20 protein-coding genes are annotated in these 24,308 nt (G+C 65.6%); 9 read left to right on the top strand and 11 right to left on the bottom strand.

Translation table 11 applies throughout. From position 1 onward, the window contains the following. The first annotated feature begins 160 nt into the window (after positions 1–160). The 6 genes from topA (at position 161) to rpmG (ending at position 7,972) form a co-directional block, all read left to right on the top strand. Entirely contained in the window at positions 161–2,938 is a 2,778-nt protein-coding gene (gene topA, locus Sa4125_RS10090) for a type I DNA topoisomerase (RefSeq protein ID WP_224006657.1), read from the top strand. Between the two features lie 4 nt (positions 2,939–2,942). Next, a complete protein-coding gene (gene rnr / locus Sa4125_RS10085; RefSeq protein WP_224006654.1) occupies positions 2,943–5,216 on the top strand; it encodes a ribonuclease R in 2,274 nt (757 codons plus the stop codon). Next, positions 5,213–5,644, top strand: a complete 432-nt coding sequence (locus Sa4125_RS10080; RefSeq protein ID WP_224006651.1) for a DUF983 domain-containing protein — start codon at positions 5,213–5,215, stop codon at positions 5,642–5,644. The genes rnr and Sa4125_RS10080 overlap by 4 nt, the downstream gene beginning before the upstream one ends. 3 nt (positions 5,645–5,647) lie before the next feature. Beyond that, positions 5,648–6,391 (top strand): NUDIX hydrolase, encoded by a 744-nt coding sequence (locus tag Sa4125_RS10075; RefSeq protein WP_224006648.1) that lies wholly within the window; start codon positions 5,648–5,650, stop codon positions 6,389–6,391. Positions 6,392–6,396: 5 nt separating this feature from the next. Continuing rightward, positions 6,397–7,596 carry an MFS transporter gene (locus Sa4125_RS10070; RefSeq protein ID WP_224007721.1) on the top strand — a complete coding sequence of 400 codons (1,200 nt, stop codon included), beginning with the start codon at positions 6,397–6,399 and terminating at the stop codon, positions 7,594–7,596. A gap of 208 nt (positions 7,597–7,804) precedes the next feature. Beyond that, entirely contained in the window at positions 7,805–7,972 is a 168-nt protein-coding gene (gene rpmG / locus Sa4125_RS10065) for a 50S ribosomal protein L33 (protein ID WP_188852241.1), read from the top strand. A gap of 415 nt (positions 7,973–8,387) precedes the next feature. Here rpmG and Sa4125_RS10060 read toward each other — a convergent pair whose 3' ends face one another. Beyond that, entirely contained in the window at positions 8,388–9,755 is a 1,368-nt protein-coding gene (locus tag Sa4125_RS10060; protein WP_224006646.1) for a PleD family two-component system response regulator, read from the bottom strand. A 9-nt stretch (positions 9,756–9,764) separates the two neighbouring features. Then, on the bottom strand, positions 9,765–10,136 hold the full coding sequence (locus Sa4125_RS10055; RefSeq protein WP_224006644.1) for a response regulator: 372 nt from the start codon (positions 10,134–10,136) through the stop codon (positions 9,765–9,767). Positions 10,137–10,263: 127 nt separating this feature from the next. Here Sa4125_RS10055 and Sa4125_RS10050 point away from each other — a divergent pair, with 127 nt between their 5' ends. Genes Sa4125_RS10050 through Sa4125_RS10040 form a run of 3 tightly spaced genes read left to right on the top strand, consistent with a single transcriptional unit; the run spans position 10,264 to position 12,662 of the window. Continuing rightward, positions 10,264–10,575 carry a DUF3572 domain-containing protein gene (locus tag Sa4125_RS10050; RefSeq protein WP_224006642.1) on the top strand — a complete coding sequence of 104 codons (312 nt, stop codon included), beginning with the start codon at positions 10,264–10,266 and terminating at the stop codon, positions 10,573–10,575. After that, positions 10,572–11,228, top strand: a complete 657-nt coding sequence (locus Sa4125_RS10045; RefSeq protein WP_224006640.1) for a hypothetical protein — start codon at positions 10,572–10,574, stop codon at positions 11,226–11,228. Before Sa4125_RS10050 ends, Sa4125_RS10045 begins: the two co-directional genes overlap by 4 nt. 60 nt (positions 11,229–11,288) lie before the next feature. After that, complete coding sequence (locus Sa4125_RS10040; RefSeq protein WP_224006638.1) at positions 11,289–12,662, top strand: DNA polymerase IV; 1,374 nt, start codon at positions 11,289–11,291, stop codon at positions 12,660–12,662. Positions 12,663–12,812: 150 nt separating this feature from the next. Here Sa4125_RS10040 and dnaE read toward each other — a convergent pair whose 3' ends face one another. The 9 genes from dnaE to Sa4125_RS09995 all read right to left on the bottom strand — a co-directional run bounded on the left by dnaE (position 12,813) and on the right by Sa4125_RS09995 (position 24,302). After that, positions 12,813–16,301 (bottom strand): DNA polymerase III subunit alpha, encoded by a 3,489-nt coding sequence (dnaE, locus tag Sa4125_RS10035; RefSeq protein WP_224006636.1) that lies wholly within the window; start codon positions 16,299–16,301, stop codon positions 12,813–12,815. Positions 16,302–16,394: 93 nt separating this feature from the next. Continuing rightward, positions 16,395–16,739: a hypothetical protein gene (locus Sa4125_RS10030; RefSeq protein WP_224006634.1), complete on the bottom strand. Its 345-nt coding sequence runs from the start codon at positions 16,737–16,739 to the stop codon at positions 16,395–16,397. 209 nt (positions 16,740–16,948) lie between these two features. After that, positions 16,949–17,644 (bottom strand): ABC transporter ATP-binding protein, encoded by a 696-nt coding sequence (locus Sa4125_RS10025; RefSeq protein WP_224006631.1) that lies wholly within the window; start codon positions 17,642–17,644, stop codon positions 16,949–16,951. Beyond that, the gene (locus Sa4125_RS10020; RefSeq protein ID WP_224006628.1) at positions 17,641–18,945 is read right to left on the bottom strand and encodes a lipoprotein-releasing ABC transporter permease subunit; all 1,305 of its coding nucleotides are present in this window, start codon (positions 18,943–18,945) and stop codon (positions 17,641–17,643) included. Before Sa4125_RS10020 ends, Sa4125_RS10025 begins: the two co-directional genes overlap by 4 nt. Then, the gene (gene proS, locus Sa4125_RS10015; protein ID WP_224006626.1) at positions 18,942–20,264 is read right to left on the bottom strand and encodes a proline--tRNA ligase; all 1,323 of its coding nucleotides are present in this window, start codon (positions 20,262–20,264) and stop codon (positions 18,942–18,944) included. Before proS ends, Sa4125_RS10020 begins: the two co-directional genes overlap by 4 nt. Before the next feature lie 704 nt (positions 20,265–20,968). Then, the gene (locus tag Sa4125_RS10010) at positions 20,969–21,241 is read right to left on the bottom strand and encodes a DUF1467 family protein (RefSeq protein ID WP_224006622.1); all 273 of its coding nucleotides are present in this window, start codon (positions 21,239–21,241) and stop codon (positions 20,969–20,971) included. Between the two features lie 3 nt (positions 21,242–21,244). After that, a complete protein-coding gene (gene mce / locus Sa4125_RS10005; protein WP_224006619.1) occupies positions 21,245–21,649 on the bottom strand; it encodes a methylmalonyl-CoA epimerase in 405 nt (134 codons plus the stop codon). A gap of 122 nt (positions 21,650–21,771) precedes the next feature. Further along, the gene (locus Sa4125_RS10000; RefSeq protein WP_224007719.1) at positions 21,772–23,382 is read right to left on the bottom strand and encodes a ribonuclease J; all 1,611 of its coding nucleotides are present in this window, start codon (positions 23,380–23,382) and stop codon (positions 21,772–21,774) included. Positions 23,383–23,540: 158 nt separating this feature from the next. Further along, positions 23,541–24,302: a biotin--[acetyl-CoA-carboxylase] ligase gene (locus Sa4125_RS09995; protein WP_224006616.1), complete on the bottom strand. Its 762-nt coding sequence runs from the start codon at positions 24,300–24,302 to the stop codon at positions 23,541–23,543. Positions 24,303–24,308 lie beyond the last annotated feature (6 nt).

The raw sequence follows: 24,308 nt of genomic DNA, 5'->3' as shown, positions 1-24,308 counted from the left end.
ATTAGTTGCGCGTCTACAGGTTGCAGTATGCCGATCGGCTCGCCTTGCAAGGGCTTGACCCCCCGGCTCTGGCTGTCCATGTGTGGCGTGCTGTGGCGGAGCGAGGGCGGCATGACCGCCCCGCCAGACTGCTTCCGTCATCAAACTCTAGGACGCCTGCATGGATCTCGTCATCGTCGAGTCGCCGGCAAAAGCGAAGACGATCAACAAGTATCTCGGCTCGAACTTCAAGGTTCTTGCCTCTTACGGCCATGTCCGGGATCTTCCGGCCAAGGACGGCTCCGTGCTGCCCGACGACGACTTCTCGATGAGCTGGGACGTTGACAAGGCCTCGCAGAAGCGGCTGACCGAGATCGCCCAGGCGATGAAGGGAGCCGACCGGCTGATTCTGGCTACGGATCCGGATCGCGAGGGCGAGGCGATATCCTGGCATGTGCTGGAGGTTCTGCGGCAGAAGAAGGTCGTCGGCACCAAGCCCGTCAGCCGCGTCGTCTTCAACGCCATCACCAAGAAGTCCGTGCTCGACGCGATGGCCAATCCGCGTCAGATCGACGAGCCGCTGGTCGACGCCTATCTGGCCCGCCGCGCCCTCGACTATCTCGTCGGGTTCACCCTTTCGCCGGTTCTCTGGCGCAAGCTGCCCGGCACGCGTTCGGCGGGCCGTGTGCAATCGGTGGCGCTGCGCCTCGTCTGCGACCGCGAGTCGGAGATCGAGCGGTTCAAGCCCGAGGAATACTGGAACATCGGCGCGCGTCTCGCGACCCCGCGCGGCGACGAGTTCAGCGCGCGCCTTTCCGTCTTCGAGGGCGACAAGATCCAGCGACTGACGGTTGCGAACGGCGAGCGTGCCGAGACGATCCGCGCCATGCTGGACGGCGCGAGCTTCAAGGTCGCCTCGGTCGAGGCCAAGCCCACCAAGCGCAATCCCGGCCCGCCTTTCACCACCTCGACACTGCAGCAGGCAGCGTCGGCCAAGCTCGGCTTCTCGGCTTCGCGTACCATGCAGGTGGCGCAGAAGCTCTACGAGGGCATGGACATCGGCGGTGAGACGGTCGGTCTCATCACCTATATGCGGACGGACGGCGTGCAGATCGCGCCGGAAGCCATCGACGACGCGCGCGCCGCCATCGGCTCGACCTTCGGTGCCAAATACGTGCCGGACAAGCCGCGCATCTACACGAGCAAGGCCAAGAACGCCCAGGAGGCCCACGAGGCGATCCGGCCGACATCCTTCGCCCGTCTGCCGAAGGACGTCGAGCAGCATCTGGACCGCGACCAGGCACGCCTCTACGACCTGATCTGGAAGCGCACCATCGCCAGCCAGATGGCCTCGGCCGACATCGAGCGCACCACCGTCGACATCGCCGCGCGCAACGGCGACAAGACGGCGACCCTGCGCGCCACGGGATCGGTCGTGCGCTTCGACGGCTTTCTCGGCGCCTATGTCGATCACCGCGACGATGCCCTGCCTGCCGCCGACAGTGACGACGACGAGTCGGCACGCCTGCCGCTGATCGAGGTGAACGAGACGGCGGAGAAGCGGGCGATCGAGGCGTCGCAGCACTTTACCGAGCCGCCGCCGCGCTATTCCGAATCCTCGCTGATCAAGAAGATGGAAGAGCTCGGCATCGGCCGTCCCTCCACCTATGCCGCGACGCTGCAGACGCTGCAGGACCGCGAATACATCATCAACGAGAACCGCCGGCTGATTCCCGATTCCAAGGGCCGGCTGGTCACGGCCTTCCTGCACAACTTCTTCGAGAAATACGTCGAATACGACTTCACCGCCGATCTCGAGCAGCAACTCGACCGGATCTCGGCGGGTGAACTCGCCTGGAAGGACGTGCTGCGCGATTTCTGGAAGGATTTCTCCGCCCAGGTCGACGGCACCAAGGAGCTTCGCGTCACCGACGTTCTCGACGCGCTGAACATCGAGCTCGCCCCGCTCGCCTTCCCGCCGAAGGAGGACGGCACCGAGCCGCGCGCCTGCCCGCGCTGCGCCGGCGGCCAGCTCAGCCTGAAGCTCGGCAAGTTCGGCGCCTTCGTCGGCTGCTCCAACTATCCCGAATGCAACTTCACCCGCCAGCTCGGCAGCAACATGCAGGCCGAAGGCGTCGGCGATGCCGGGCTCGACGAGCCGAAAGTGCTGGGCGACGATCCCGACAGCGGCGAGCCGATCACGCTGCGTTCGGGCCGTTTCGGCCCCTATGTCCAGCGGGGCGAGGGCAAGGAAGCCAAACGCTCGTCCCTGCCCAAGGGCTGGCTGCCGGCGGAGCTCGATTTCGAGAAGGCGCTGCAGCTGATCCGGCTGCCACGCGAGGTGGGGCTCCATCCCGAAAGCGGCAAGCCGATTCTCGCCGGGCTCGGCCGTTACGGGCCGTTCCTGCAGCATGACGGCGCCTATGCCAATCTCGAGACGATCGAGGACGTCTTCACCGTCGGCCTCAACCGGGCCGTCACCGTGATCGCCGAGAAGAAGGATCGCTTTGCCGCGCGCGCCGCTCCGGCGGCGCTGGCGACGCTAGGCGAGCATCCCGATTTCGGTGGTCAGATCACGGTGCGGGAGGGCAGGTTCGGCCCCTATGTGAACGTCGCGAAGATCAACGCCACCCTGCCAAAGGGCAAGGACCCGGCCAGCGTGACGCTGGAAGAGGCGATCATTCTTCTCAACGAACGCGCGGAAAAATCCGGGAAGGCGCCGAAAAAGGCACCGGCGAAGAAGGCTCCGGCCAAGAAGGCGGCGGATAAGAAGGCGGCGGACAAGGTCGTCAAGACTCCGGCCAAGAAGGCGCCCGCGAAGAAGGCTGTCGAGGGCGCGGCCAAGACAAGCGCCCGGGCGAAGCCTGCGGCGCCTGTCGCTGCCGCGCCGGTCAAGGCGCAGGTCGTGACGACCCTCATCAAGGCCCCGAAGAAAGTCGCCAAGCCGGCGGCCGAGTAGAAGCATGGCCAAGCGCGCAAAGCCGTTCGACATCAGCACCGTGCTGACGCGGGAGGCGGTGCTGCGCTTCATTGCGGACAATCCGGACAGCGCCGGCAAGCGCGAGATCGCCAAGGCGTTCGGCGTCAAGGGCGACAGCCGGCTGCTCCTCAAGGACATCCTTGCCGACCTGCAGGCCGAAGGCCTTTTGGCGGGCGGGCGCAAGCAATTCGTCCGGCCGGGCGTACTTCCCGACGTCACGGTCCTCGAAATTCGCCACCGCGACGAAGACGGCGGTCTGCTGGCCGTGCCACTGGGCTGGGACAATGCCGTCAGCGGCGATCGTCCGGTGTTTTCCGTGCGCCAGACGCCCGGTACCGGCCCCGCAGCCGGCATCGGCGACCGCATCCTGGCAAAGCTCGACCGCAGCGATCCGGATGCGCCGACCGCCTCGGTCATCCGCCTGCTGGAACGCAAGAAGACAATCGCGCTCGGCGTCTACAGGCCGATGCCGGGCGGCGGCGGGCGGGTCGAGCCCGTCGAGCGGCGTCAGCTCGAATACCGGATCGCGCCGGACGCGTCGCTGGGTGCCAAGGAGGGCGATCTCGTCGAGGTGGAGCCGTCCGAGCGCTCGCGCGTCGGCCTGCCGATCGGCCGCATCACCACGATCATTGGATCGCTGTCGAGCGAGAAGGCGATCTCGACCATCGCGCTGCACGCCCACGACATCCCGCATGTCTTCCCGCGTTCAGTCATCGAGGCCGCCGAAGCCGCGCCCTCGAGCGTCGGGCTGAATGATCGCGAGGACTGGCGTGATCTGCCGCTCGTCACGATCGATCCGATCGACGCCAAGGACCACGACGACGCCGTCCATGCCCGGCCCGACGACGACCCGGCCAATCCCGGCGGCATGGTCCTGACAGTCGCGATCGCCGACGTCTCCTGGTATGTCCGCTCCGGGTCGCCGCTCGACACCGAAGCGCGGCTTCGCGGCAATTCGGTCTATTTTCCCGATCGTGTCGTCCCGATGCTGCCGGAGCGGATCTCCAACGATCTGTGCTCGCTGAAGCCGGACGTCGACCGCCCGGCGCTCGCGGTGCGCATGGTCATTTCGGCCGACGGCGAAAAGCGACGGCACAGCTTTCACCGCATCCTGATGCGCAGTCACGCCAAGATCGCCTACACCGAGGCGCAGGCGGCCATCGACGGCCTGCCCTCGCCTGTGGCGCCGGCGATCCTCGCCGATGTCCTGCGTCCGCTCTGGGCAGCTTACGCCCTCCTGCAGGATGCCCGGCACAGGCGCCAGCCGCTCGATCTCGATCTGCCGGAGAAGAAGCTGATCCTCGGCCCCGACGGCAAGGTCGACCGGGTGATGATCCCTGAACGTCTCGACGCTCACAAGCTGATCGAGGAGTTCATGATCCAGGCGAACGTCGCCGCGGCCGAGGCGCTCGAGGCCAAGAAGCAGTCGCTGATCTACCGTGCGCATGACGCGCCCTCGATGTCGAAGCTGGAGTCGCTGCGCGACTTCCTGCGCACGCTCGACATCGCCCTGGCAAAATCCGGCGCGCTCAGGCCCTCGCACTTCAACGGCATTCTCGCCCAGGTGCGCGGCGGCGAGCACGAGAGCCTCGTCAACGAGGTGGTGCTGCGCTCGCAGAGCCAGGCGGCCTATTCGCCCGACAATATCGGCCATTTCGGCCTGAACCTCATGCGCTACGCGCATTTCACTTCGCCCATCCGGCGGTATGCCGACCTCATCGTCCACCGCGCGCTGGTGACGGCGCTCGGGCTCGGCGAGGGCGGCCTCAGCCGCGAGGACGAGGAGCAGCTGGAGGCGACGGCCGAGCTGATCTCCAAGGCCGAGCGCCGGGCCATGGCGGCCGAGCGGGATACGGTCGACCGACTGATCGCCCATCATCTCGCCGGACGGATCGGCGAGGAGTTCGACGGACGCATCGCCGGCGTCACGAAAGCCGGGCTGTTTGTGCAGCTGCCGGCCTTTGGCGCCGACGGTTTCATCCCCATATCGAGCCTTGGAAACGAGTACTTCAATTACGACGAGGTCAGCCACTCGCTTGTCGGTAGCCGGAGCGGCGGCGGCTACCGCCTCGGCGACAGCGTTCTGGTGAAGCTGGTGGAAGCCATTCCACTGGCCGGCTCGATGCGGTTCGAGATGGTGACCGAGCCACGGCCGCTACCCTCGTCCTCGGCCTCGTTTCACAAGATGCGCGTTCGACCCTCTGGGCGCCCGGGCCGGTCCAAGAACGTCGCGGCCAAAGTGAGAAAGAACCGATGACCCTCGAAAATACCGAGATCACCACCTTCGATGGCACCGCGGACAAGCCTGACCGCCCGCTGTGGCGCTCGATCGGTCGAGGGCTTCTCTGCCGCTGCCCGAACTGCGGCAAGGGTCAGGTCTTCCGCGGATACCTCACGACCGTCGACCGTTGCGCCGAGTGCAAGGAAGAGCTGTTTCACCAGCGGGCGGATGATCTCCCGCCCTACATCACGGTTTTCGTCGTCGGCCATATCGTCGTCGCGCTGTACATGGCGACGGAGGAGATGACGACCCTGTCGCTTGCCGCCCTCCTGGCAATCTGGCTTCCCCTGACGCTGGTGATGACCCTTGCGATGCTGCGTCCCGTCAAGGGTGGCACGATCGGCATGCAGTGGGCGATGCGCATGCATGGCTTCAGCGGAAATCCCGACGATACGGATCACTAGGCCTTGCAAGAGCCGGTTCGCGCCTCGGAGGTCGTGCGCTCCTCGGTCATGCCGGCGGCCGCCGCGCGGCCGACCGTTCGCCAGGCGGGGACGCTGATCCTTCTGGACGAGACGAGCCCGGTGACCCGCATTCTGATGGGGCAGCGGTCTCAAAAGCTCGCCTTCATGCCCGGCAAGTTCGTCTTTCCGGGCGGCCGCCTGGAAGCCGGGGATCTCAGGCTCGCAGCCGGTCTCGGCCTCCCCGCTGATGCAGCATCCCGGCTTCTGGCGGGGACGCCGGCGCGGTTCACCGAACGGCACGCCGTGGCCGTCATGCTCGCGGCAGTCCGCGAGACCTACGAGGAGGCCGGAGCCATGCTCGGGACACCGGGCAAGCTCGACGGCTCCAACCCGGCCTGGTCGGCCTTCGCCGCGGCCGGGATCGTGCCTGCGCCCGCGACGCTTTTTCCGATCGCCCGCGCCATCACGCCGCCGGGACTGCCGCGCCGGTTCGACACGCGCTTCTTCTGCGCCTCGGCGGACAGCATCGTCAGCACCCTCTCCTTCGCCGATCGTCCCGATCCGGAATTCGATCGGATCGGCTGGTTTTCCCTCGACGAGATCGCAGCGCTTGATCTTCCCGCGATAACGCGTCAGGTGCTGGCGGACATCGAGGGCCGGTTGCGTGACGGCAGCTGGCGGGACAGCAGCCAGACCATGCCGTTCTATCGCTTTCTCAAGGGTCGACCCATTCGGGAAATGATTTGATCGACATGGACAATCCGCATTCCTCGGAGATCGTCGACGAAATCAGGCGCGAGGCCGGTGCTATCGACTGGTGGGCGGCGGGCGCCGCCATCGCGTCGATCAGCGCCGTCGGCGTCGCCCTTGGCCTCGGACTGCCGCTCCTCAGTGTCATCCTCGAACAGCGCGGCGTATCGCCGACGATGATCGGCGCCAATACGGCGGTGGCAGGTGCCGCATCGCTCCTCGCCGCGCCGCTGGTCACGCCCATCGCCCGACGTCTCGGCGTCCGCATGACGATGGCGATCGCGATCGTCGCAGCGTCCGTCTCGGCGCTCGGCTTCTATTTCTTCGTTCCGTTCTGGACGTGGTTTCCGCTCCGGCTCGTCTTCCACTTCGCGATCACCGCTTTGTTCATCCTGTCGGAATTCTGGATCAACGCGGCAGCCCCGCCCGGCAAGCGCGGCTTCATCCTCGGCATCTACGCCACCTTCCTGTCTCTCGGCTTCGCCTTCGGCCCCTGGCTGTTCTCGCAGATCGGCTCGCAGGGCTTCCTGCCTTTCGGCATCGGCGCCGGCGTCATCCTCGCCGCCTTGATTCCGCTGATTCTCGCCTGGGATCGTCAGCCCGCCGTCGGGGCGGAGCTTCGCGGCGGGTTCTGGCGCTATCTCACGCTCGTACCGACGGCCACCGCCGCCGTCCTCATCTTCGGTGCCGTCGAATCGGGGGGCTTCGCGCTGTTTCCGATCTACGGCCAGCTGGTCAACTTCAGCGAGGCGAGCGCCGCCCAATTGCTGACGGCCATCGGCCTCGGCAACGTCCTCCTGCAGATCCCGATCGGCCTCTACAGCGATCGCGTCGGCGACCGCCGCAAACTGCTGCTCTTCTTCGCCGCCGTCGGGCTCGTCGGCTCGCTCTGCCTGCCATTCCTCGTGGAAAACTGGTGGCTGATGGCGGCCACGCTCTTCATCTGGGGCGGCGTCGTCGCCGGTCTCTACACCGTCGGCCTCGCCCATCTCGGCGCCAAGCTGGAGACGACGGAGCTCGCCTCAGCCAATGCCGCCTTCATCTTCTGCTATTCCGCCGGCATGCTGATCGGCCCGCAGACGATCGGTGGCGCACTCGACCTGTTCGGGTCCGATGGATTTGCCTGGTCGCTGGCGCTGTTCTTCGCCGCCTACCTCGTGCTGACCCTGGTTCGGCTGTCGGTGAACAAACATCACGCTTGACTTCGGAGCTTGCTCGGCTAGTGTCCCGCCGAAAGCACGGTCGGGTGTTGCAACCGCCATGCCTTGGCGTCGGCGGATCGATGGCTCCTTTGGAGCATCCGCATGGATCGAGGCGTGCCGACCAGTTTCAGTTACATGCCGCAAGCCTCGATAACCCCCTGGTCATCGTCTTGCAGAGCTTCATTTCGCAAGGCGATGGGTTACCGATATGGCGAAAGCGACAACGATCAAGATCAAGCTCCTCAGCACGGCTGACACCGGCACGTTCTACGTGACGACCAAGAACAGCCGCACCATGACGGACAAGATGACGAAGACCAAGTACGACCCGGTCGTGCGCAAGCACGTCGAGTTCAAAGAGACCAAGATCAAGTAAGATCGACGTCTCCGGTGTGACGATGACGCGCCGCCCTTCGGGCGGCGTTTTCGTTTGAACTCCCCTGCCCGGTCGAACCTGTGCCCGGTCGACCCTGCCCGGTCGAACCGCCTGAGAGACGGGCCCAGCGAACGCGGCAGCACGGATGATCGACGAAGATCCGGGCGCGATGGGCGGGGTTGGCAACCGGTACCCGGCGACGGTGCGAGGACACCGTTCATGCCTGGATACCGGTCGCCGGCCCCACGGACCCAGGAGATGCGGCTGCCCCGGGCACTCCATGGGGACTCTCGTGTGCCTGACGGGGCGGCACGGATTCCCCGCGCCAAGGTCACGTGAATTTCGCGGCTTTGCAACCGGTACGGGACGGTTCCGGCGAATATATTGGGGTCTGGTCAGCCAGACCACGCGGCTATCACGCCGCGAGCGCGATCACCTGGTTGCGGCCGTTGCGCTTGGCGGCGTACAGGCCCCTGTCCGCGCGCTTCAGCAGCGTCTCCCAGTCGTCCGTCACCGCGTCGAGGACCGCGACCCCGACGCTGACGGTCACCGAGATGGACTCCCCGGAAATGTCGAAGGGCTGGTCGGCGACCATGCTGCGAAGGCGTTCGGCAATAAGCTGCGCGGTACGTCCGTCGGCCTCGGGCATCAACACGACGAACTCTTCGCCGCCGAAGCGGCAGGCGAGATCGCTGGCGCGCAGGCTGTGCTTCAGCCGCGCTGCAAATTCCTTCAGCACACGGTCGCCGGCGTCATGCCCCCAGCCGTCATTGATGCGCTTGAAATGATCGATGTCGGCCATGAGCACGGACAGCGGCTTGGCGTCCTTACGGGCGCGCTCGATCACCGTCGGCAGGTGGCTCTCCAGAAACCGTCGGTTGTTCAATCCGGTCAGCGGATCGGTCACGGCGAGGGCGATTGTCTCGCGCAGCGACTGCCGCAGGCCCTCGTCATAGCGCTTGCGCTTGATCTGGGTGCGCACGCGCGCCAGGAGCTCGTTGCGGTCCAGCGGGTTGGCGAGATAGTCGTTGGCACCGAGCTCCAGCGCCTTGGCGGTGCGCGCCTCGTCTGCCGAATCGCTGACGAGAAGGATCGGCACCTGGCGGAGCGCGTCGCTCGAACGGATCTGCGAGCAGAGACGCAAGGCGTCGTAGCTTGCCGTCGCAAGGTTCACGATGAAGAGATCGAAATTTCTGGACTGTTCGGCGTGGAGCGCCGCCGCGGGATCGCTCGTGGAGTCCACCTGGTGTTCGTTCTGCAGGATCTTCTTGATCCGTGCCGCGATCCCTGCGTCGTCGTCGAAGACGAGCAGACGGCCCGCCATGCCCTGACCGGCGAGCTGGCCGAGAAGGTCGTTGCGGGCGACAAGGCTCACCGTCGTCTCGGCCCTGATCCTCAGCTCGTCCGTCAGGATCTTCAGTCGCACGAGGCTGCGCACGCGGCTGAACAGTTGGAGGTCGCGGACGGGCTTGGTCAGGAAATCGTCGGCGCCCGCATCGAGGCCCGCGACCCGGTCGGCAGGCTGGTCCAGCGACGTGATCAGGACGATCGGCAGGTGACGCGTGCGGGGGCTCTGCTTCAGGCGGCGGCAGACCTCGTAGCCATCGAGATCGGGCATCATCACGTCGAGCAGGACGATGTCGATGGTCTCGCGCTCGCAGATCTCGATCGCCTCGGCGCCGCTACGCGCCGTCAGCACCTCGAAATACTCCGCCGCCAACCGCGCCTCCATCAGGCGCAGATTGATGTCCATGTCATCGACGACGAGAATCCGGGCGGTCATGGAGCTTCCTCACGCATCTCCGAGAAACGACTTGATCGTCTCGATGAACTTGGTGACGGAGATCGGCTTGGAGATGTAGGCCTCGCAGCCGCCCTGCCGGATGCGTTCCTCATCACCCTTCATGGCGAAGGCGGTGACGGCGATCACCGGGATCTTGTACAGATCATGGTCCGCCTTGAGATTGCGCGTCACCTCCAGCCCCGAAATTTCCGGCAGCTGGATGTCCATCAGGATCAGGTCGGGTCGGTGCTGGCGCGCCAGTTCCACCGCCGACAGGCCGCTCCTCGTCTGGACGGTGAGATAGCCGTGCGCTTCGATCAGGTCGCGAAACAGCTTCATGTTCAGCTCGTTGTCTTCGACGATCATCACGGTCTTCGGCATTCACCCGTCTCCACTTTCCGGCAATGCGACCCGGACACAACGTTTTCGTCGGCAGATACGTCGAGACATAGCGCGATTTGATTTAAGAATTGGGAATCAATCGAACCGAGTGTGAAGGACAATATCCGTGTTGAAAACTGAAAGGGATGCCACGCGGGAATCATCGCAGGCGGCAGCTCTGGAAATCGGAGTAAAGGCGCTGACATTCATTGCTGCAGACTCCGAGCAGCTGGAGCGGTTTCTTGCGCTGTCGGGAATGGAGGCGGGCCAGGTGCGGGCCGCGACGCGCGACCCGGCCTTCTTCGCCGGACTCCTCGACTTCGTGCTCGGCCATGAGCCGACGCTGATCGCCTTTGCCGAATCGGCTGAACTCTCGCCCCAGTCGGTCGGCGAGGCCCGCGACCGGCTCGGCGGCCCCTTCGAGGCGGCGCCTCGGTGAGTCGCCCACTGGTCACTGCCGGGCCGGAAGTCGATTCCCTCGCCATCAGCCGGCAAGCGTTGCTTGTGCTCGACATCGACGAGGTCGTTCTCCATTTCATCGAGCCGTTCTGCGCTCTTCTGGAAGAGAGCGGCGCGCGGCTGCGAGCCAACAGCTTCCATCTGACGGGCAATGTCCGCTCCGTGGCCACGGGCGCAGCCCTGGCCGGCAGCGCGCTCGACGCGGTGACGATGCGCCTCTATGCCGAGCAGGAGACCCGGCAACTGCCGGTCGACGGCGTCGGCCCCGCGCTCGAGCGCCTGTCGGACAGCGCCGACATCGTCTTTCTCACGGCGATGACGCCGTCCTACTATCCGCAGCGGCGGCGGCTGCTCGATGCGGCCGGTCTCGGCTTTCCCATGATCGCGACCGAGCGCTCGAAGGGCGCGGTCGTGGCCGAACTCGGCCAGCGCTGGAGCGGGCCGATCGTCTTCGCCGACGACCTGCCGCCCAATCTGGCCTCCGTCGGCCGCAGCCTGCCACGGGCGCGCCTCGTTCATCTCATGGCCAACGACATGTTTCGGCGCCATTTGCCGCCTCTGCCCGAAGGCGCCGAGAGCGCTCTCGACTGGGCGGAGGCCAAGCCCATCATGGCACGGCTTCTCGCCGGCTGAGCAATCGCATCGCCCCATTCGCCGCTTGCGGGTTCTGCGCGGCTGCCCTTAGATCGGGTCATGGCGACGCCCGAGTCTGCTGATCCCGTTCACCCTGGCTTCTGCCGGGACTGCCTTTCCCGGCAGTCCGGCAACGCCCGGCGTTGTCTCGTTTGCGGCAGCCCGCGCGTCCTTTCCCACCCCGAACTCTTCGCGCTCTCCCTCGCCCATCTCGACTGCGACGCCTTCTACGCCGCCGTCGAAAAGCGCGACCGCCCCGATCTCGCCGACAAGCCGCTGATCATCGGCGGCGGACGCCGGGGCGTGGTGACGACGGCCTGCTACATCGCCCGGATCACCGGCGTGCGATCGGCCATGCCGATGTTCAAGGCCCTGAAACTCTGCCCCGAGGCCGTGGTGATCAAACCCGACATGGCGAAGTACGCCGCCGTCGGCAAGGAGGTGCGCGAGCGCATGCGCGCCATCACGCCGCTCGTCGAGCCGGTCTCGATCGACGAGGCCTTTCTGGACCTTTCCGGCACCGAGCGGATGCATGGCGAGCCGCCGGCGATGACGCTCGCCAGGCTCGCAGCGGCGATCGAGCGGGACTTGCGGATCTCGGTCTCGATCGGACTGTCGCACAACCGCTTTCTCGCCAAGATCGCCTCGGACCTCGACAAGCCGCGTGGCTTTTCCGTCATCGGCCGGGCGGAAGCGCTGGGATTTCTGCGGGACAAGCCGATCACGCTCCTGTCGGGCGTCGGGCAGGCGACCGAGACGGCGCTCGCGCGCGACGGGCTGCGCCTGATCGGACAGCTGCAGGGCATGGACGAGACCGCGCTGATGCGGCGGTACGGCATGATGGGGCAACGCCTGTCGCGACTTTCGCGTGGCATCGACCCGCGCCCGGTCGAACCCCGCGGCGAAACGAAGAGCATTTCGGCCGAAACCACCTTCAACGACGACCTCTCGCGCCGGGAGGACCTGATCCCCATCCTGCGAACGCTCAGCGAGAAGGTGGCGCGTCGCCTGAAGGCGACCGACCTTGCCGCGGCGACCGTCATCCTGAAGCTGAAGACCGGCGACTTCAAGACGCGCACGCGCAGCCGCAAATTGCAGCGTCCGACACGGCTCGCCGACCGGATCTTCGAGGCCGGGCGGCACCTGATCGAGGCCGAACTCGACGGCACGCGCTTCCGCCTCATCGGCATCGGTTGCCACGATTTTTCCGCCGCCGCGCTCGCCGATCCGGCGGACCTCGTCGATCCCCAGGCGGAAAAGCGCGCCAAGGCGGAAGCCGCCCTCGACAAGCTGCGCGACAAGTTCGGGAACGCTGCAATCGAGACCGGCTACACGTTTCGGGCCAAGCCGATCGATGCGCCCGCCTCGTCGCTGCGCACATTGGACGAGACGCCAGAACATCAGCCGTCCGAACGGCCTAAGCCGGGTCGCTGACAGAACGATTCAGGTGCGCGGTCGCTGTTGCGGGCAGGAAAGCACCCACCGACACAGCGCAACGCCTCCTGCGGGCTCACCCACGCCATCCGACTGGACGGGCCCCTGCCACCGGCGCCGGCGGCCTTCCCCAACGCTTCCCCTCGCGACTTACGTCAACTCCACCTCGAGGACGCCCGGCGCCGCCTTGATCGCACTGGCCATCTGCGGCGAGACGCGATAGCGCCCGGGCAGCGAGATCTCGATCTCGCGCTCACCGCCGGACTGGATCAGCACGAAGGAGACCTCGGCGTCGCCGGGATCGCGCAGCTGGTTGCGAAAAACCTTCAGCGGCCCTGCATCGCGCATGAAGACCCGCAGCGCCTTCTGATTGCGAACGGCCTCGTCCTCCAGCGACTGGACGCCCTGGACGCGCAGCGAGATGCCTTCCGGCCGTTCCTCGGCCCCGACCATAAGGATCACCGACGATCCCGGTTCGAGCAGCTCGCGAAACTGCGTCAGCGCCTCGGTGAACAGCACGACCTCGTACTGGCCGCTGGGATCCGACAGGGCGATGATGCCGAGCTTGCCGCCGCTCTTGGTCTTGCGTTCCTGGCGCGAGGTGACGGTGCCGGCGAGCCTGCCGGCGCTCGCCCCGCGCTTGACGCTCGCCACGACCTCGGCATGGGTCTGCACCCGAAGCCGCTTCAGCGTGTCCTTGTACTCGTCGAGCGGATGGGCGGAGAGATAGAAGCCGATCGCCTGGAACTCGCGCATCAGCTTCTCGGTCGAAGTCCAGCCCGGCGCGGGGTTCAGGCGCAGGCGCTCCGGCTCGCCGGAGGCGGCGCCGAACATGTCGTTCTGCCCGGAAATGCGCGCGTCATGCAGGCGCAGGGCATAGCCCGACAGGATCTCGAGATTGGCCGAGAGCTGTGCCCGGTCGTAGCCGAAGCAGTCGAAAGCGCCGGCGGCGACGAGGTTTTCGAGCGTGCGCTTGTTGACGATCTTCGGATCGATGCGGGCGCAGAAATCCTCCAGCGTGGCATAGCCCTTCGTCCCGCGCTGCTCGACGATGTGCTCGACCGCCTGCTCGCCGACCCCCTTGATCGCCGCCAGCGAATAGAAGATCCGGTCGCCCTCGACCTCGAAGGCACGGTGCGAGGTCTGGACGGAGGGCGGAACGACGGCGATGCCAAGGCGCGTCGCGTCGAGGCGAAAATCGTTCAGCTTGTCGGTATTGCCGATATCGAGCGTCATCGACGCGGCCAGGAATTCGGTCGGGTAGTTCGCCTTGAGATAGGCCGTCTGATAGGCGACGAGCGCATAGGCGGCGGCGTGGCTCTTGTTAAAGCCATAGTCGGCGAACTTCGCCAGAAGGTCGAAGATCATGTTCGCCTGAGGCTTCGTCAGGTCGTTCTTGACGGCGCCCTCGACGAAGCGCACGCGCTGCTGGTCCATCTCGGCGCGGATCTTCTTGCCCATGGCGCGGCGCAGGAGATCGGCCTCGCCGAGCGAATAGCCGGACAGGATCTGGGCGATCTGCATCACCTGTTCCTGGTAGATGATGACGCCCTGCGTCTCCTTCAGCACCACCTCGATCATTGGGTGGATGTAGTCGGCCTTTTCCTCGCCGTGCTTGCGCGCGTTGTAGGTCGGGATGTTCTCCATCGGGCCCGGACGGTAAAGCGCGACGAGGGCGATGATGTCCTCGAAGCGGTCGGGCCGCATGCCGATCAGCGCCTTGCGCATGCCGATCGATTCCACCTGGAACACGCCGACGGTCTCGCCGCGCGTCAGCATGTCGTAGGTCTTCTTGTCGTCGAGCGGCAGGCTGCCGAGGTCGATGTCGATGCCGCGCCGGGCGATGAGGTCGACCGCCGTCTTCAACGTCGTCAGCGTCTTCAGGCCGAGGAAGTCGAACTTCACCAGGCCCGCCTGCTCGACCCATTTCATGTTGTACTGCGTGACCGGCATGTCGGAGCGCGGATCGCGGTACATCGGCACCAGCTGCGACAGCGGCCGGTCACCGATGACGATGCCGGCGGCATGCGTCGAGGCGTGGCGGTAGAGGCCCTCGAGCTTCAGCGCGATGGTGATCAGCCGGTCGACGATCTCCTCCTTCTCGCGCTCCTCCTGCAGCCGCGGCTCCTCGATGAGCGCCTGCGCCAGCGTCACCGGATTGGCGGGGTTGGCTGGCACCATCTTGCAGAGCTTGTCGACATGGCCATAGGACATCTCGAGGACGCGTCCGACGTCGCGCAGGCACGCGCGCGCCTGCAGCGTGCCGAAGGTGATGATCTGCCCGACCTGCTCGCGGCCGTATTTCTCCTGGACGTAGCGGATGACCTCGATGCGCCGGTCCTGGCAGAAGTCGATGTCGAAGTCGGGCATCGACACGCGGTCGGGGTTGAGAAAACGCTCGAAGAGCAGCGAGAATCGCAAGGGGTCGAGATCGGTGATCGTCAGGGAATAGGCGACGAGCGAGCCCGCGCCGGAGCCGCGGCCGGGGCCGACGGGAATGCCCTGAACCTTCGCCCACTTGATGAAGTCGGCGACGATCAGGAAGTAACCGGGAAATTTCATCCGCTCGATGACGTCGAGCTCGAAGGCGAGACGCGCCCGGTAGACCTCGACGGTCTGGCCTTCGCACGGGCCGTGGGCGGCAAGGCGCGCCTCCAGCCCCTCCTCCGCCTGGCGCCGAAGCTCAAGCACTTCGGCGACCTCGGCCTCGGCCGCATCGACGTCGGCACCGGCAAAGCGCGGCAGGATCGGCTTGCGGGTCCGCGGCCGGAAAGAGCAGCGCTGCGCCACTTCGATCGTGTTCTCCAGCGCCTCCGGCAGGTCGGCGAAGAGGACGGCCATTTCGGCTTGCGACTTGAGATAATGGTCGCGGGTCAGGCGGCGGCGGTCCTCGTGGCTGACGAGGCGGTTGCTCGCGACCGCGATCAGGGCGTCATGCGCGTCGAAATCGTCGGGCGCGTGGAAAAAGGGTTCGTTGGTGGCCACGAGCGGCAGTTCGAGATCGTAGGCGAGCGCGATGGTCTCGCTCTCGATCCGGCGACCGCGCTGGCCGTGGCGCTGCAGTTCGACATAGAGCCTGTCGCCGAAGATCGCGCGCAGGGTCTCCAGGCGCTGCCGGGCAATGCCACCGCGTCCGGCCTGGATCGCCGCGCCGATCGGCCCCAGCGGCCCACCGGTCAGGGCGATGATCCCCTCAGACCGCGTGCGCAGCCAGTCGAGGAGGACATGGGGACGGACATTGCCGTCGTGTTCGAGATAGGCGAGCGAGACGATCTCGACGAGATTGGCATAGCCTGCCTCGGTCGCCGCGATGAAGACCAGCGGGGCATGCGGCTCCGGCGCATTGCGCTCGCGCTGCGACACGCCGGCCTCCGGATCGGCGTCGCCGAAATCGACTTCCAGCTGGCAGCCGGTGATCGGCTGGATGCCGGCCTTCGCCGCCTTTTCCGAGAATTCGAGCGCGCCGAACAGATTGCCGGTATCGGCGATGCCGATCGCCGGCATGCCGTCGGCCTTGGCGTGCTTGACGATCTGGTCGATGCGCAGCGCGCCTTCCAGCAGCGAGAAGGCACTGTGGCAGCGCAGGTGCACGAACTTCAGTGCCGGCGCCGCTGCGTCCGGCTTGGTGGCGCCCGCCATGCCGTTCTCCCTTGTCGCTGATGGAGCCGCACTGTCTTCTCCGCCGCCTCTCCTGTCGAGTTCGCGGACGCGAACTCAACAGGAAATCGGAGTTCAGATCGAATTCAGGACCAGGACGAAGCTGGTGATGAACATGGCGACGGCGGCGAGCGAAGCGAGATCCTTGACGAGATACAGCATGTCATCGTTCCCTGTCTGTTTCGATGTTCTTGTTTTGTTCCTTTTTGGAGAAAAGGTCAAGCGGGGACGCTGAAAAGTGCCGACATGGCCTGAAATCGAAGGGCCATGGTTAATCCGCGCGTGAATGCCCTTACGCGTCGTGGTCTCACGTCGGTGCTGTGACTGGTCTTTCCGGGCGATTGGCTCGCGATCAGCACTCGTCAGTGATGCACCTGATCGGCAGCGACAGGTCGCGCGGCAGAAATGAGCGGTCGCCACTCCCGATCCCCATCACGCGAAAAGACGCGGCGGCACGCCCGAATGGTTGAAAGACGGGGTGCCAGGCACGGACGCAGGGCCCCGTCCTTCGACAAGCTCAGGATGAGGGTTCGGGGATGAGATTTGGGAAACGTTCGGGAGATGACGGCGATCGGATCGGAGAGCGTGCACGGTTGGGACGGGCGGTCGACCGTCCCGCCCTGCGTTCGTCAGCCCATCTGATAGGGAACGATCTTGCCGCTCTCGAGCGTGATCACGCGGTCCATGCGCGAGGCGAGCTCGTGGTTGTGGGTGGCGATCAGGGCGGCGACACCGGACTGGCGGACCAGCGCCGTCAGCGCGTCGAAGACGTAGCCCGCCGTCGTCGGATCGAGATTGCCGGTCGGCTCGTCCGCAAGGAGGACATAGGGACTGTTGGCGACGGCCCGGGCGATGGCGACGCGCTGCTGCTCGCCGCCGGAGAGCTCCGCCGGGCGGTGCGTCGCGCGCGCGCCGATGCGCATGTAGTCGAGCAGCTGCCTCGCCCGTTCTTCCGCTTCCTTCTGTGCCAGGCCGGCGATCATCTGCGGCAGCATGACGTTTTCGAGCGCCGAGAACTCGGGCAGGAGGTGATGGAACTGGTAGACGAAGCCGATCGACTGGCGCCGCATCAGCGTGCGGCGCTGGTCGTCGAGGCTGCCGCAGGCCTCGCCGTTGATGTAGACCTCGCCGGCGCTCGGCCGTTCGAGGAGACCGGCGATGTGGAGCAGCGTCGACTTGCCGGCCCCCGACGGCGCGACGAGCGCCACCATCTCGCCGGGAAAGATCTCGAAATCGGCGCCGTCGAGAATGGTCAGCCGCTCCTCGCCCTGGGCGAAGAAGCGCTCGACCTTGTCGAGGCGGAGGGAGTGGGAACGGTCGATCATTCGTAGCGCAGAGCCTCGACGGGATCGAGTGTCGACGCCTTCCACGAAGGGAAGATCGTCGCGAGGAAGGAGAGACCGAGCGCCATGGCGGTAACGAGCATCACCTCGCTGACGTCGATCTCCGCCGGCAGGCGGCTGAGGAAGTAGAATTCCGGGTCGAACAGGCTGCGGCCCGAGACCCAGGAAAAGAACTGCCGGATGTTCTCGATGTTGAGGCAGAAGACGACGCCGAGAAGAAGACCGGCCAGCGTTCCCGCCGTTCCGATCGAGGCTCCGGTGATGAAAAACACCCGCATCACCGAGCCGCGCGTCGCACCCATGGTTCGGAGGATCGCGATGTCGCGCCCCTTGTCCTTCACCAGCATGAACAGGCCCGAGATGATGTTCAGCGCCGCGACGAGGACGATCAGCGTCAGGATGATGAACATGACGTTGCGCTCGACCTGCAGCGCCGAGAAGAAGGACTGGTTGTCCTGCTGCCAGGTAGAGGTGTAGTTCGGCCGCCCCGCGGCCTGCTCGATCGCCGCCTGCAGATCGCGGACATCGTCCGGATTGTCGGCGAAGATCTCGATCGTCTGCGCCTGGTCCTCGGCGTTGAAGAAGAGCTGCGCCTCGGCGAAGGGCATGTAGACATAGGCCGCGTCGAAGTCGGAGAGGCCGATCTCGAAGATCGCGGTGACCGGGTAGGCTTTCACCCGCGGCACGGTACCGAGCGGCGTCGTGTCGCCCTCCGGCGCGATCAGCGTGATGCTGTCGCCGAGGACGAGGCCGAGCGTCTGCGCCAGCCGGCTGCCCACGGCCACCCCGCCGCCCGCGTCGAAGTCACCGATGGTGCCGAGGATGATATTGGACGCGACCGGCTTCAGCCGCAGGAGATCGGCGCCCCGCACGCCCTTGACGAGCGCAAACGAGCGCGCCTCGCCCTTGCCGCTGACGAGCACCTGCCCCTGCACCAGCGGCATGGCGCTGGTGACGCCGGGCACTTTCGTGATCCGGTCGGCGACGGCCTCGTAGTCGTTCAGCGGCGAATCCATCGCCCGCATGACGACGTGGCCGTTCACGCCGAGAATGCGCGTCAAAAGCTCGGTGCGAAATCCGTTCATCACCGACATGACGATGATGAGCGCCGCGACGCCGAGGAGAATTCCGACGAAGGAGAAGCCGGCGATGACCGAGACGCCGGCGTCGCGCCGCCGCGAGCGCAGGTAGCGCCCGGCGATCATCCACTCGAATCGGGAGAAGGGTTTTGTCGAGGCGCCGGGGGGCGTCTCGGCGGGTTTGGCCGCGTCCGCCGCGGTCATGCCGTGAGATGCCCGAAGATGTCGGCGAGCGGCACGGTGACGCGCTCGCCGGTCCTGCGATCCTTCACCTCGGCCTCGCCGGCCTTTGCGCCGCGCGGTCCGACGATCACCTGCATCGGCAATCCGATCAGATCCATGGTCGCGAACTTGGCACCGGCGCGCGTGTCCTCGTCATCGTAGAGCACATCCTGGCCGGCGGCGGTGAGCCCGGCATAGATCGCCTCGCAGGCCGCGTCGCAATCGGCATCGCCCGGCTTCATGTTGATGAGCCCGACATCGAAGGGTGCGACCGATTTCGGCCAGATGATCCCGGCCTCGTCATGCGAGGCCTCGATGATGGCGGCGATCACCCGGCTCGGGCCGATGCCGTAGCTGCCCATGAAAACCGGCGTATCCTTGCCGTCCGGCCCGGTAACGACGGCATTCATCGGCTCGGAATACTTCGTGCCGAAGTGGAAGATGTGGCCGACTTCAATGCCGCGGGCAGCGACCCGGTCTTCTTCCGGCAGAGCCTCGAAGGCGGCGGCGTCGTGCATGTCCTCGGTGGCGGCATAGGGCGTCGTCCAGGTCTCGACGATCTTCGCCAGAGCCGCTGCGTCCGCGAAGTCGATCCCCTCGCCCGGCGTTTCGAGCTTCAGGAAATCCTTATGGCAGAACACGCCGCTCTCGCCGGTCGACGCGAGAATCAGGAATTCGTGGCTGAGCTCGCCGCCGATCGGCCCGGTATCGGCGCGCATCGGGATCGCCTTGACGCCGAGCCGCTCGAAGGTCCGGAGATAGGCGACGAACATCCGGTCGTAGGCGGTCTTCGAGGATTCGTAGTCGACGTCGAAGGAATAGGCGTCCTTCATCAGGAATTCGCGGCTGCGCATCACGCCGAAGCGCGGCCGCACCTCGTCGCGGAACTTCCACTGGATGTGGTAGAGATTGAGCGGCAGATCCTTGTAGGACCGGACGTAGGACCGGAAGATGTCGGTGACCATTTCTTCGTTGGTCGGGCCGAATAGCATGTCCCGTCCATGCCGGTCCTCGATCCGGAGCATCTCCTTGCCGTAGTCGTCGTAGCGCCCGCTTTCGCGCCAGAGATCGGCCGACTGGATCGTCGGCATCAGGATCTCGTTGGCGCCGGCGCGGTCCTGCTCCTCGCGGATGATCGCGCAGACCTTGTCGAGGACGCGCTTGCCGAGCGGCAGGAACGAGTAGGACCCGGCCGCCTGCTGGCGGATCATGCCGGCGCGCAGCATCAGCCGATGCGAGACGATCTCCGCCTCTTTCGGCGTTTCCTTGAGGATCGGCAGGAAGTAACGCGACATGCGCATGCTGGACCGCACTTTCGAAGGCCTCCGCCATCGCGACCGCGGTGACACGCGGGCGGCGGAGCCGGTTCTGGAAACGTCTACTCGATGCTGGCCGAATGCGACTTCACGGAGTCGTCGGCCGACGTTGCTGCGGTCTTAGACGTTTGACCCTGCCTTGAAAAGCCATCGCTCGGATGCCTGTGATTTGACCAGCGTCATGATGCATATCGCAGCGCAGCAATCGAATTCTGTCACAATCGTGATATTTTTCGTGACAGCTCGCCTTATTGGCGATACGTTCGCATTCATAAACACGGGTGTCCTTAAGGCACTCGGCACGCGGTCTAGTCTCGGGAGGACGTGGTTTTCGGCGCACTTCGGTCGCGGCCCCGGACAAAGCATCCGGTTATGAAAACCCAGATCTGCAACTGAAAATGCAAGGCCTCGGCCTTGCATTTTTTTTGTGCAGTTCATTTCGTCCGATGGCCTGCCCTGCCTGCCGACAGTCGCCTGATCCGGTTCGGACTGCGCAGGACCGGGCTTTTCAGAGCCTCCTGATACCTGGCGCTCCGGATGAACCTTCCAGCCGATCGCTTCGTCCAAACGCTCCCGGCAGGTGCCGCTTAGAGCATGATGCCGAAAGGTGGCTTCCGGCTTTCGGAAAGAGATCATGCGCAAACAAAGAACTAAAGCGGGACGGCGATTCGAAGAAAAGCCATCCCGCTTTAAGATCGTACGCCCGGCAGGAGATTGGGGAAACTGTCGATGCCGATCCCAAGAATCTCGGTGACGACGTAGTAGGCGCCGATCACCAGCAGCGAGATGAATGTCGTCCACGACCAAATCCACAGGGGACGAAAGTGCGTCGGCGCGCTGGGATCGGTGCCGAGGATGACGCTGTCGTCATCGCTCTGCGAACGCATGCCGATCGGCAGGACGACGAAGAGTACCGTCCACCAGATCAGAAAGTAGAGAGCGAGAAGGGTGATCCAGGTCATGGCTCAGACTTCCTCCAGTTCGATCAGCGTGCCGACCATGTCGCCGGGGTGGATGAAGATAACGGGCCGGCCATGGGCGCCAATCTTCGGTCGGCCGTCGCCGAGAACCCGCGCGCCGTTCCTGGCCAGGTGGGCCGCGGCAGTGGCAAGGTCGGCGACCTCGTAGCAGAGATGGTGCATGCCGCCCTTCGGGTTCTTTGCCAGAAAGGCCGCAATCGGTGAGGCCGTGCCGAGCGGCTCGAGCAGTTCGATCCTGGTGTTCGGGAGATCGACGAAGGCCACCGTCACGCCGTGTTCAGGCAGAGGCTGCGGAACCGACACCGTCGCACCGAGCGTCGCCTCATAGGTGCGGATCGCGGCCTGGAGATCCGGCACGGCAAGGGCGACGTGGTTGAGACGGCCAAGCATCGATGTCTCTCCGAACACGGCCAGGGGGGGACGGCAGTTCTGCGCCTCCCCGTCAGACGGGTTGCTGCGGAAAGCCACCGCGCCCGATCCTTCGATCCGGCGCGGTCTCCCTTATCGCAGTCTCAGGACTGCGTGACAAACACCGTTACCAGCGGCTTCTTGCCCCAGGCGGCGTTGGCGGCGGCACGGGCCGCGCGGCGGGCCGATTCGCGGACGAGTTCCAGATCCTTCCGCCGGGCGCGCGGAATGCTCTCGATGGCGCCTGCGACGGCGTCGATCAGAACCTCCTCCATGTCCTCGCCGGCAGCATCGAGCTTCGGCATGCCGAGGCAGACGACGTCCGGATCATGCCGCAGCTCCAGCTTGGCGCTGAGCTCGACGAGCACCGTGACGTGGCCGACCTGGGCGACACGGCGACGCTCGCCGATGCCCATCTCCTCGACCGTCCCGATCAGCCTGCCGTCCTTGTAGAGACGACCGACCGGGACATCGTCGATGATCCGCGCGGCGCCCGGTGCCAAAAGCACCATCTTGCCGTTGCGCGCCTCGACGACCTCGGGAACATCGAGGCTGCGCGCGAGCGCGGCGTGGGCGGAGAGATGGGCCGCCTCGCCATGGGCGGGGATCGCGATCTTCGGCTTCACCCATTCGTACATCTGGCGGAGTTCGCTGCGCCGGGGATGGCCGGAGACATGGATCAGCTTGTCGGTGTCCTCGACGATCAGGATGCCGCGGTCGATCAGGCCGTTCTTGACTTCGAGAATTCCCCGCTCGTTGCCGGGAATGCCCCGCGAGGAGAAGACCACGGTGTCGCCCTTCGCCAAAGCGACTGACGGATGCTCGTCACGCGATAGGCGCGACAGTGCCGCCCTCTCCTCTCCCTGGCTGCCGGTGAGGATGATGACCGCCTTCTCGCGGGGGATATAGCCAAAATCCTGCTCGTCGAGAAATTCCGGGATCCCTTCCAGATAGCCCAGTTCGCGACCGACATCCGCGACCCGCTTCATCGAGCGGCCGAGAAGAAGGACCTGGCGTCCGGCATTGGCTGCCGCCACCGCGATCGAGCGGATACGGCCGACATTGGACGAAAAGGTGGTGACGGCGACGCGGCCGGTGGCCTCCTGAATGACTTCGGTCAACGACTTGGTGACGTCGGCCTCGCTGGGCGAAACGCCTTCGCGCATGGCATTGGTCGAGTCGCAAATCATGGCCAGAACGCCTCGCTCGCCGATCTGGCGAAACCGCGCCTCGTCGGTCGGTCGGCCGAGCGCCGGCGTCTTGTCGATCTTCCAGTCACCGGTGTGGACGACGGTCCCGAAGGATGTGGTGATGGCGAGTGCCACAGGCTCCGGGATGGAGTGCGTGACGTTGATCGCCTCGATCTCGAAAGGACCGACGCGGAACGTGTCGCCGGCCTTGAACAGGGTCACCGGAATCTTCGGTGCCCCGGCTTCCCCCTCACGCTTGGACTGAAGCATGGCGCTGGCAAATGCGGTCGCGTAGACCGGCGCCTGCAGGCGGGGCCAGAGGTCGAGCAGCGCGCCGTAGTGATCCTCATGCGCATGCGTGATGATGATCGCCTTCAGCGAACCCTTTTCCCGCTCGATGAAGCGGATGTCGGGGAAGACGAGGTCGACGCCGGGAAAGTCGGGCGTCGCAAAGGAGACGCCGCAATCGACCGCAATCCATTCGCGGTGGTCTTCCGGCCCATAGCCGTAGAGGGCGAAATTCATGCCGATTTCGCCGATGCCGCCGAGCGGCAAAAATACTAATTGATCCAAGGTGTTTTCACTTCATCTTCAAAGGGCGATTCCGCCGGTTCACATCACGCATTCAGATCCGGCCTCAAGCCGGCAATTCTTCGTTCGGCTGCAGGTGCCTCCGCGCCGCGCTATGGCGCGTCGCCCGAGGAGCCGAGGAGAAACAGGTCTCCTGCCGAAATCGATCGGCGTCCGCCGCTGTCATCCGCCAGGATCAATCGGCCGGTGTCGTCGAGGTCGACGAACGTCCCCTCGATCACCGCGTTGTTCATTCGCACGGTGCAGGGCATGCCGATCCCCGCGGCATGGTCTATCCAGGTCTGCCGGACGGCAGAGAAATTTCTTCCGCGCTGCCACAGCGCGAGGGCTTGCTCGACGCCGGTCGCCAGCGCGGCGAAGACATCGGAGACGCTTGCCGTCACGCCCTCGCGCCGGAGCCCGGTGACGGGATAGGGCGTGTCGTCCGGCACGTTCTCGACGTTGACACCGCAGCCGATGACGATGGCAAACCGACCGTCCGAAAGCCGCTCGCTTTCGAGGAGAATGCCGACGCATTTGCGACCGTTCACCAGAATGTCGTTCGGCCACTTGATCCGGATATCGCGACGGGCGGCGCCCTCCAGGGTCGCCAGTCCGTTCCGAACACCGACGGCGGCGACAAGCGGCAGGTTCTGCAGATCGACCATCCCGGCCGGATCGATCAGGAGCAGTGACGCATATAGGTTGCCGCGCTCGGAAACCCAAGGCCGCGCGCGCCTGCCGCGGCCTGCCGACTGACGCTCCGCGGTCACCCACAGGCTGCCGGGGTCTCCCGCACGCGCGGCGTCGAGCGCGACGACATTGGTCGAGCCGACCTCATCAAGCGCCAGATGTCGGCGCGGCAGCCTGCTCACCGTCCC

The sequence above is a fragment of the Aureimonas sp. SA4125 genome, from assembly GCF_019973775.1.
In the GTDB taxonomy this organism is placed as follows: domain Bacteria; phylum Pseudomonadota; class Alphaproteobacteria; order Rhizobiales; family Rhizobiaceae; genus Plantimonas.
The sequence above is the reverse complement of the archived record's forward strand: the minus strand, read 5'-3'. Positions and strand labels throughout refer to the sequence as shown.

Coding starts and splice junctions, on each gene's coding strand:
- topA (WP_224006657.1), top strand. CDS start 161: ATGGATCTCGTCATCGTCGAGTCGCCGGCAAAAGCGAAGACGATCAAC.
- rnr (WP_224006654.1), top strand. CDS start 2,943: ATGGCCAAGCGCGCAAAGCCGTTCGACATCAGCACCGTGCTGACGCGG.
- Sa4125_RS10080 (WP_224006651.1), top strand. CDS start 5,213: ATGACCCTCGAAAATACCGAGATCACCACCTTCGATGGCACCGCGGAC.
- Sa4125_RS10070 (WP_224007721.1), top strand. CDS start 6,397: ATGGACAATCCGCATTCCTCGGAGATCGTCGACGAAATCAGGCGCGAG.
- rpmG (WP_188852241.1), top strand. CDS start 7,805: ATGGCGAAAGCGACAACGATCAAGATCAAGCTCCTCAGCACGGCTGAC.
- Sa4125_RS10060 (WP_224006646.1), bottom strand. CDS start 9,755: ATGACCGCCCGGATTCTCGTCGTCGATGACATGGACATCAATCTGCGC.
- Sa4125_RS10055 (WP_224006644.1), bottom strand. CDS start 10,136: ATGCCGAAGACCGTGATGATCGTCGAAGACAACGAGCTGAACATGAAG.
- Sa4125_RS10040 (WP_224006638.1), top strand. CDS start 11,289: ATGGCGACGCCCGAGTCTGCTGATCCCGTTCACCCTGGCTTCTGCCGG.
- dnaE (WP_224006636.1), bottom strand. CDS start 16,301: ATGGCGGGCGCCACCAAGCCGGACGCAGCGGCGCCGGCACTGAAGTTC.
- Sa4125_RS10025 (WP_224006631.1), bottom strand. CDS start 17,644: ATGATCGACCGTTCCCACTCCCTCCGCCTCGACAAGGTCGAGCGCTTC.
- Sa4125_RS10020 (WP_224006628.1), bottom strand. CDS start 18,945: ATGACCGCGGCGGACGCGGCCAAACCCGCCGAGACGCCCCCCGGCGCC.
- proS (WP_224006626.1), bottom strand. CDS start 20,264: ATGCGCATGTCGCGTTACTTCCTGCCGATCCTCAAGGAAACGCCGAAA.
- Sa4125_RS10010 (WP_224006622.1), bottom strand. CDS start 21,241: ATGACCTGGATCACCCTTCTCGCTCTCTACTTTCTGATCTGGTGGACG.
- mce (WP_224006619.1), bottom strand. CDS start 21,649: ATGCTTGGCCGTCTCAACCACGTCGCCCTTGCCGTGCCGGATCTCCAG.
- Sa4125_RS10000 (WP_224007719.1), bottom strand. CDS start 23,382: ATGAATTTCGCCCTCTACGGCTATGGGCCGGAAGACCACCGCGAATGG.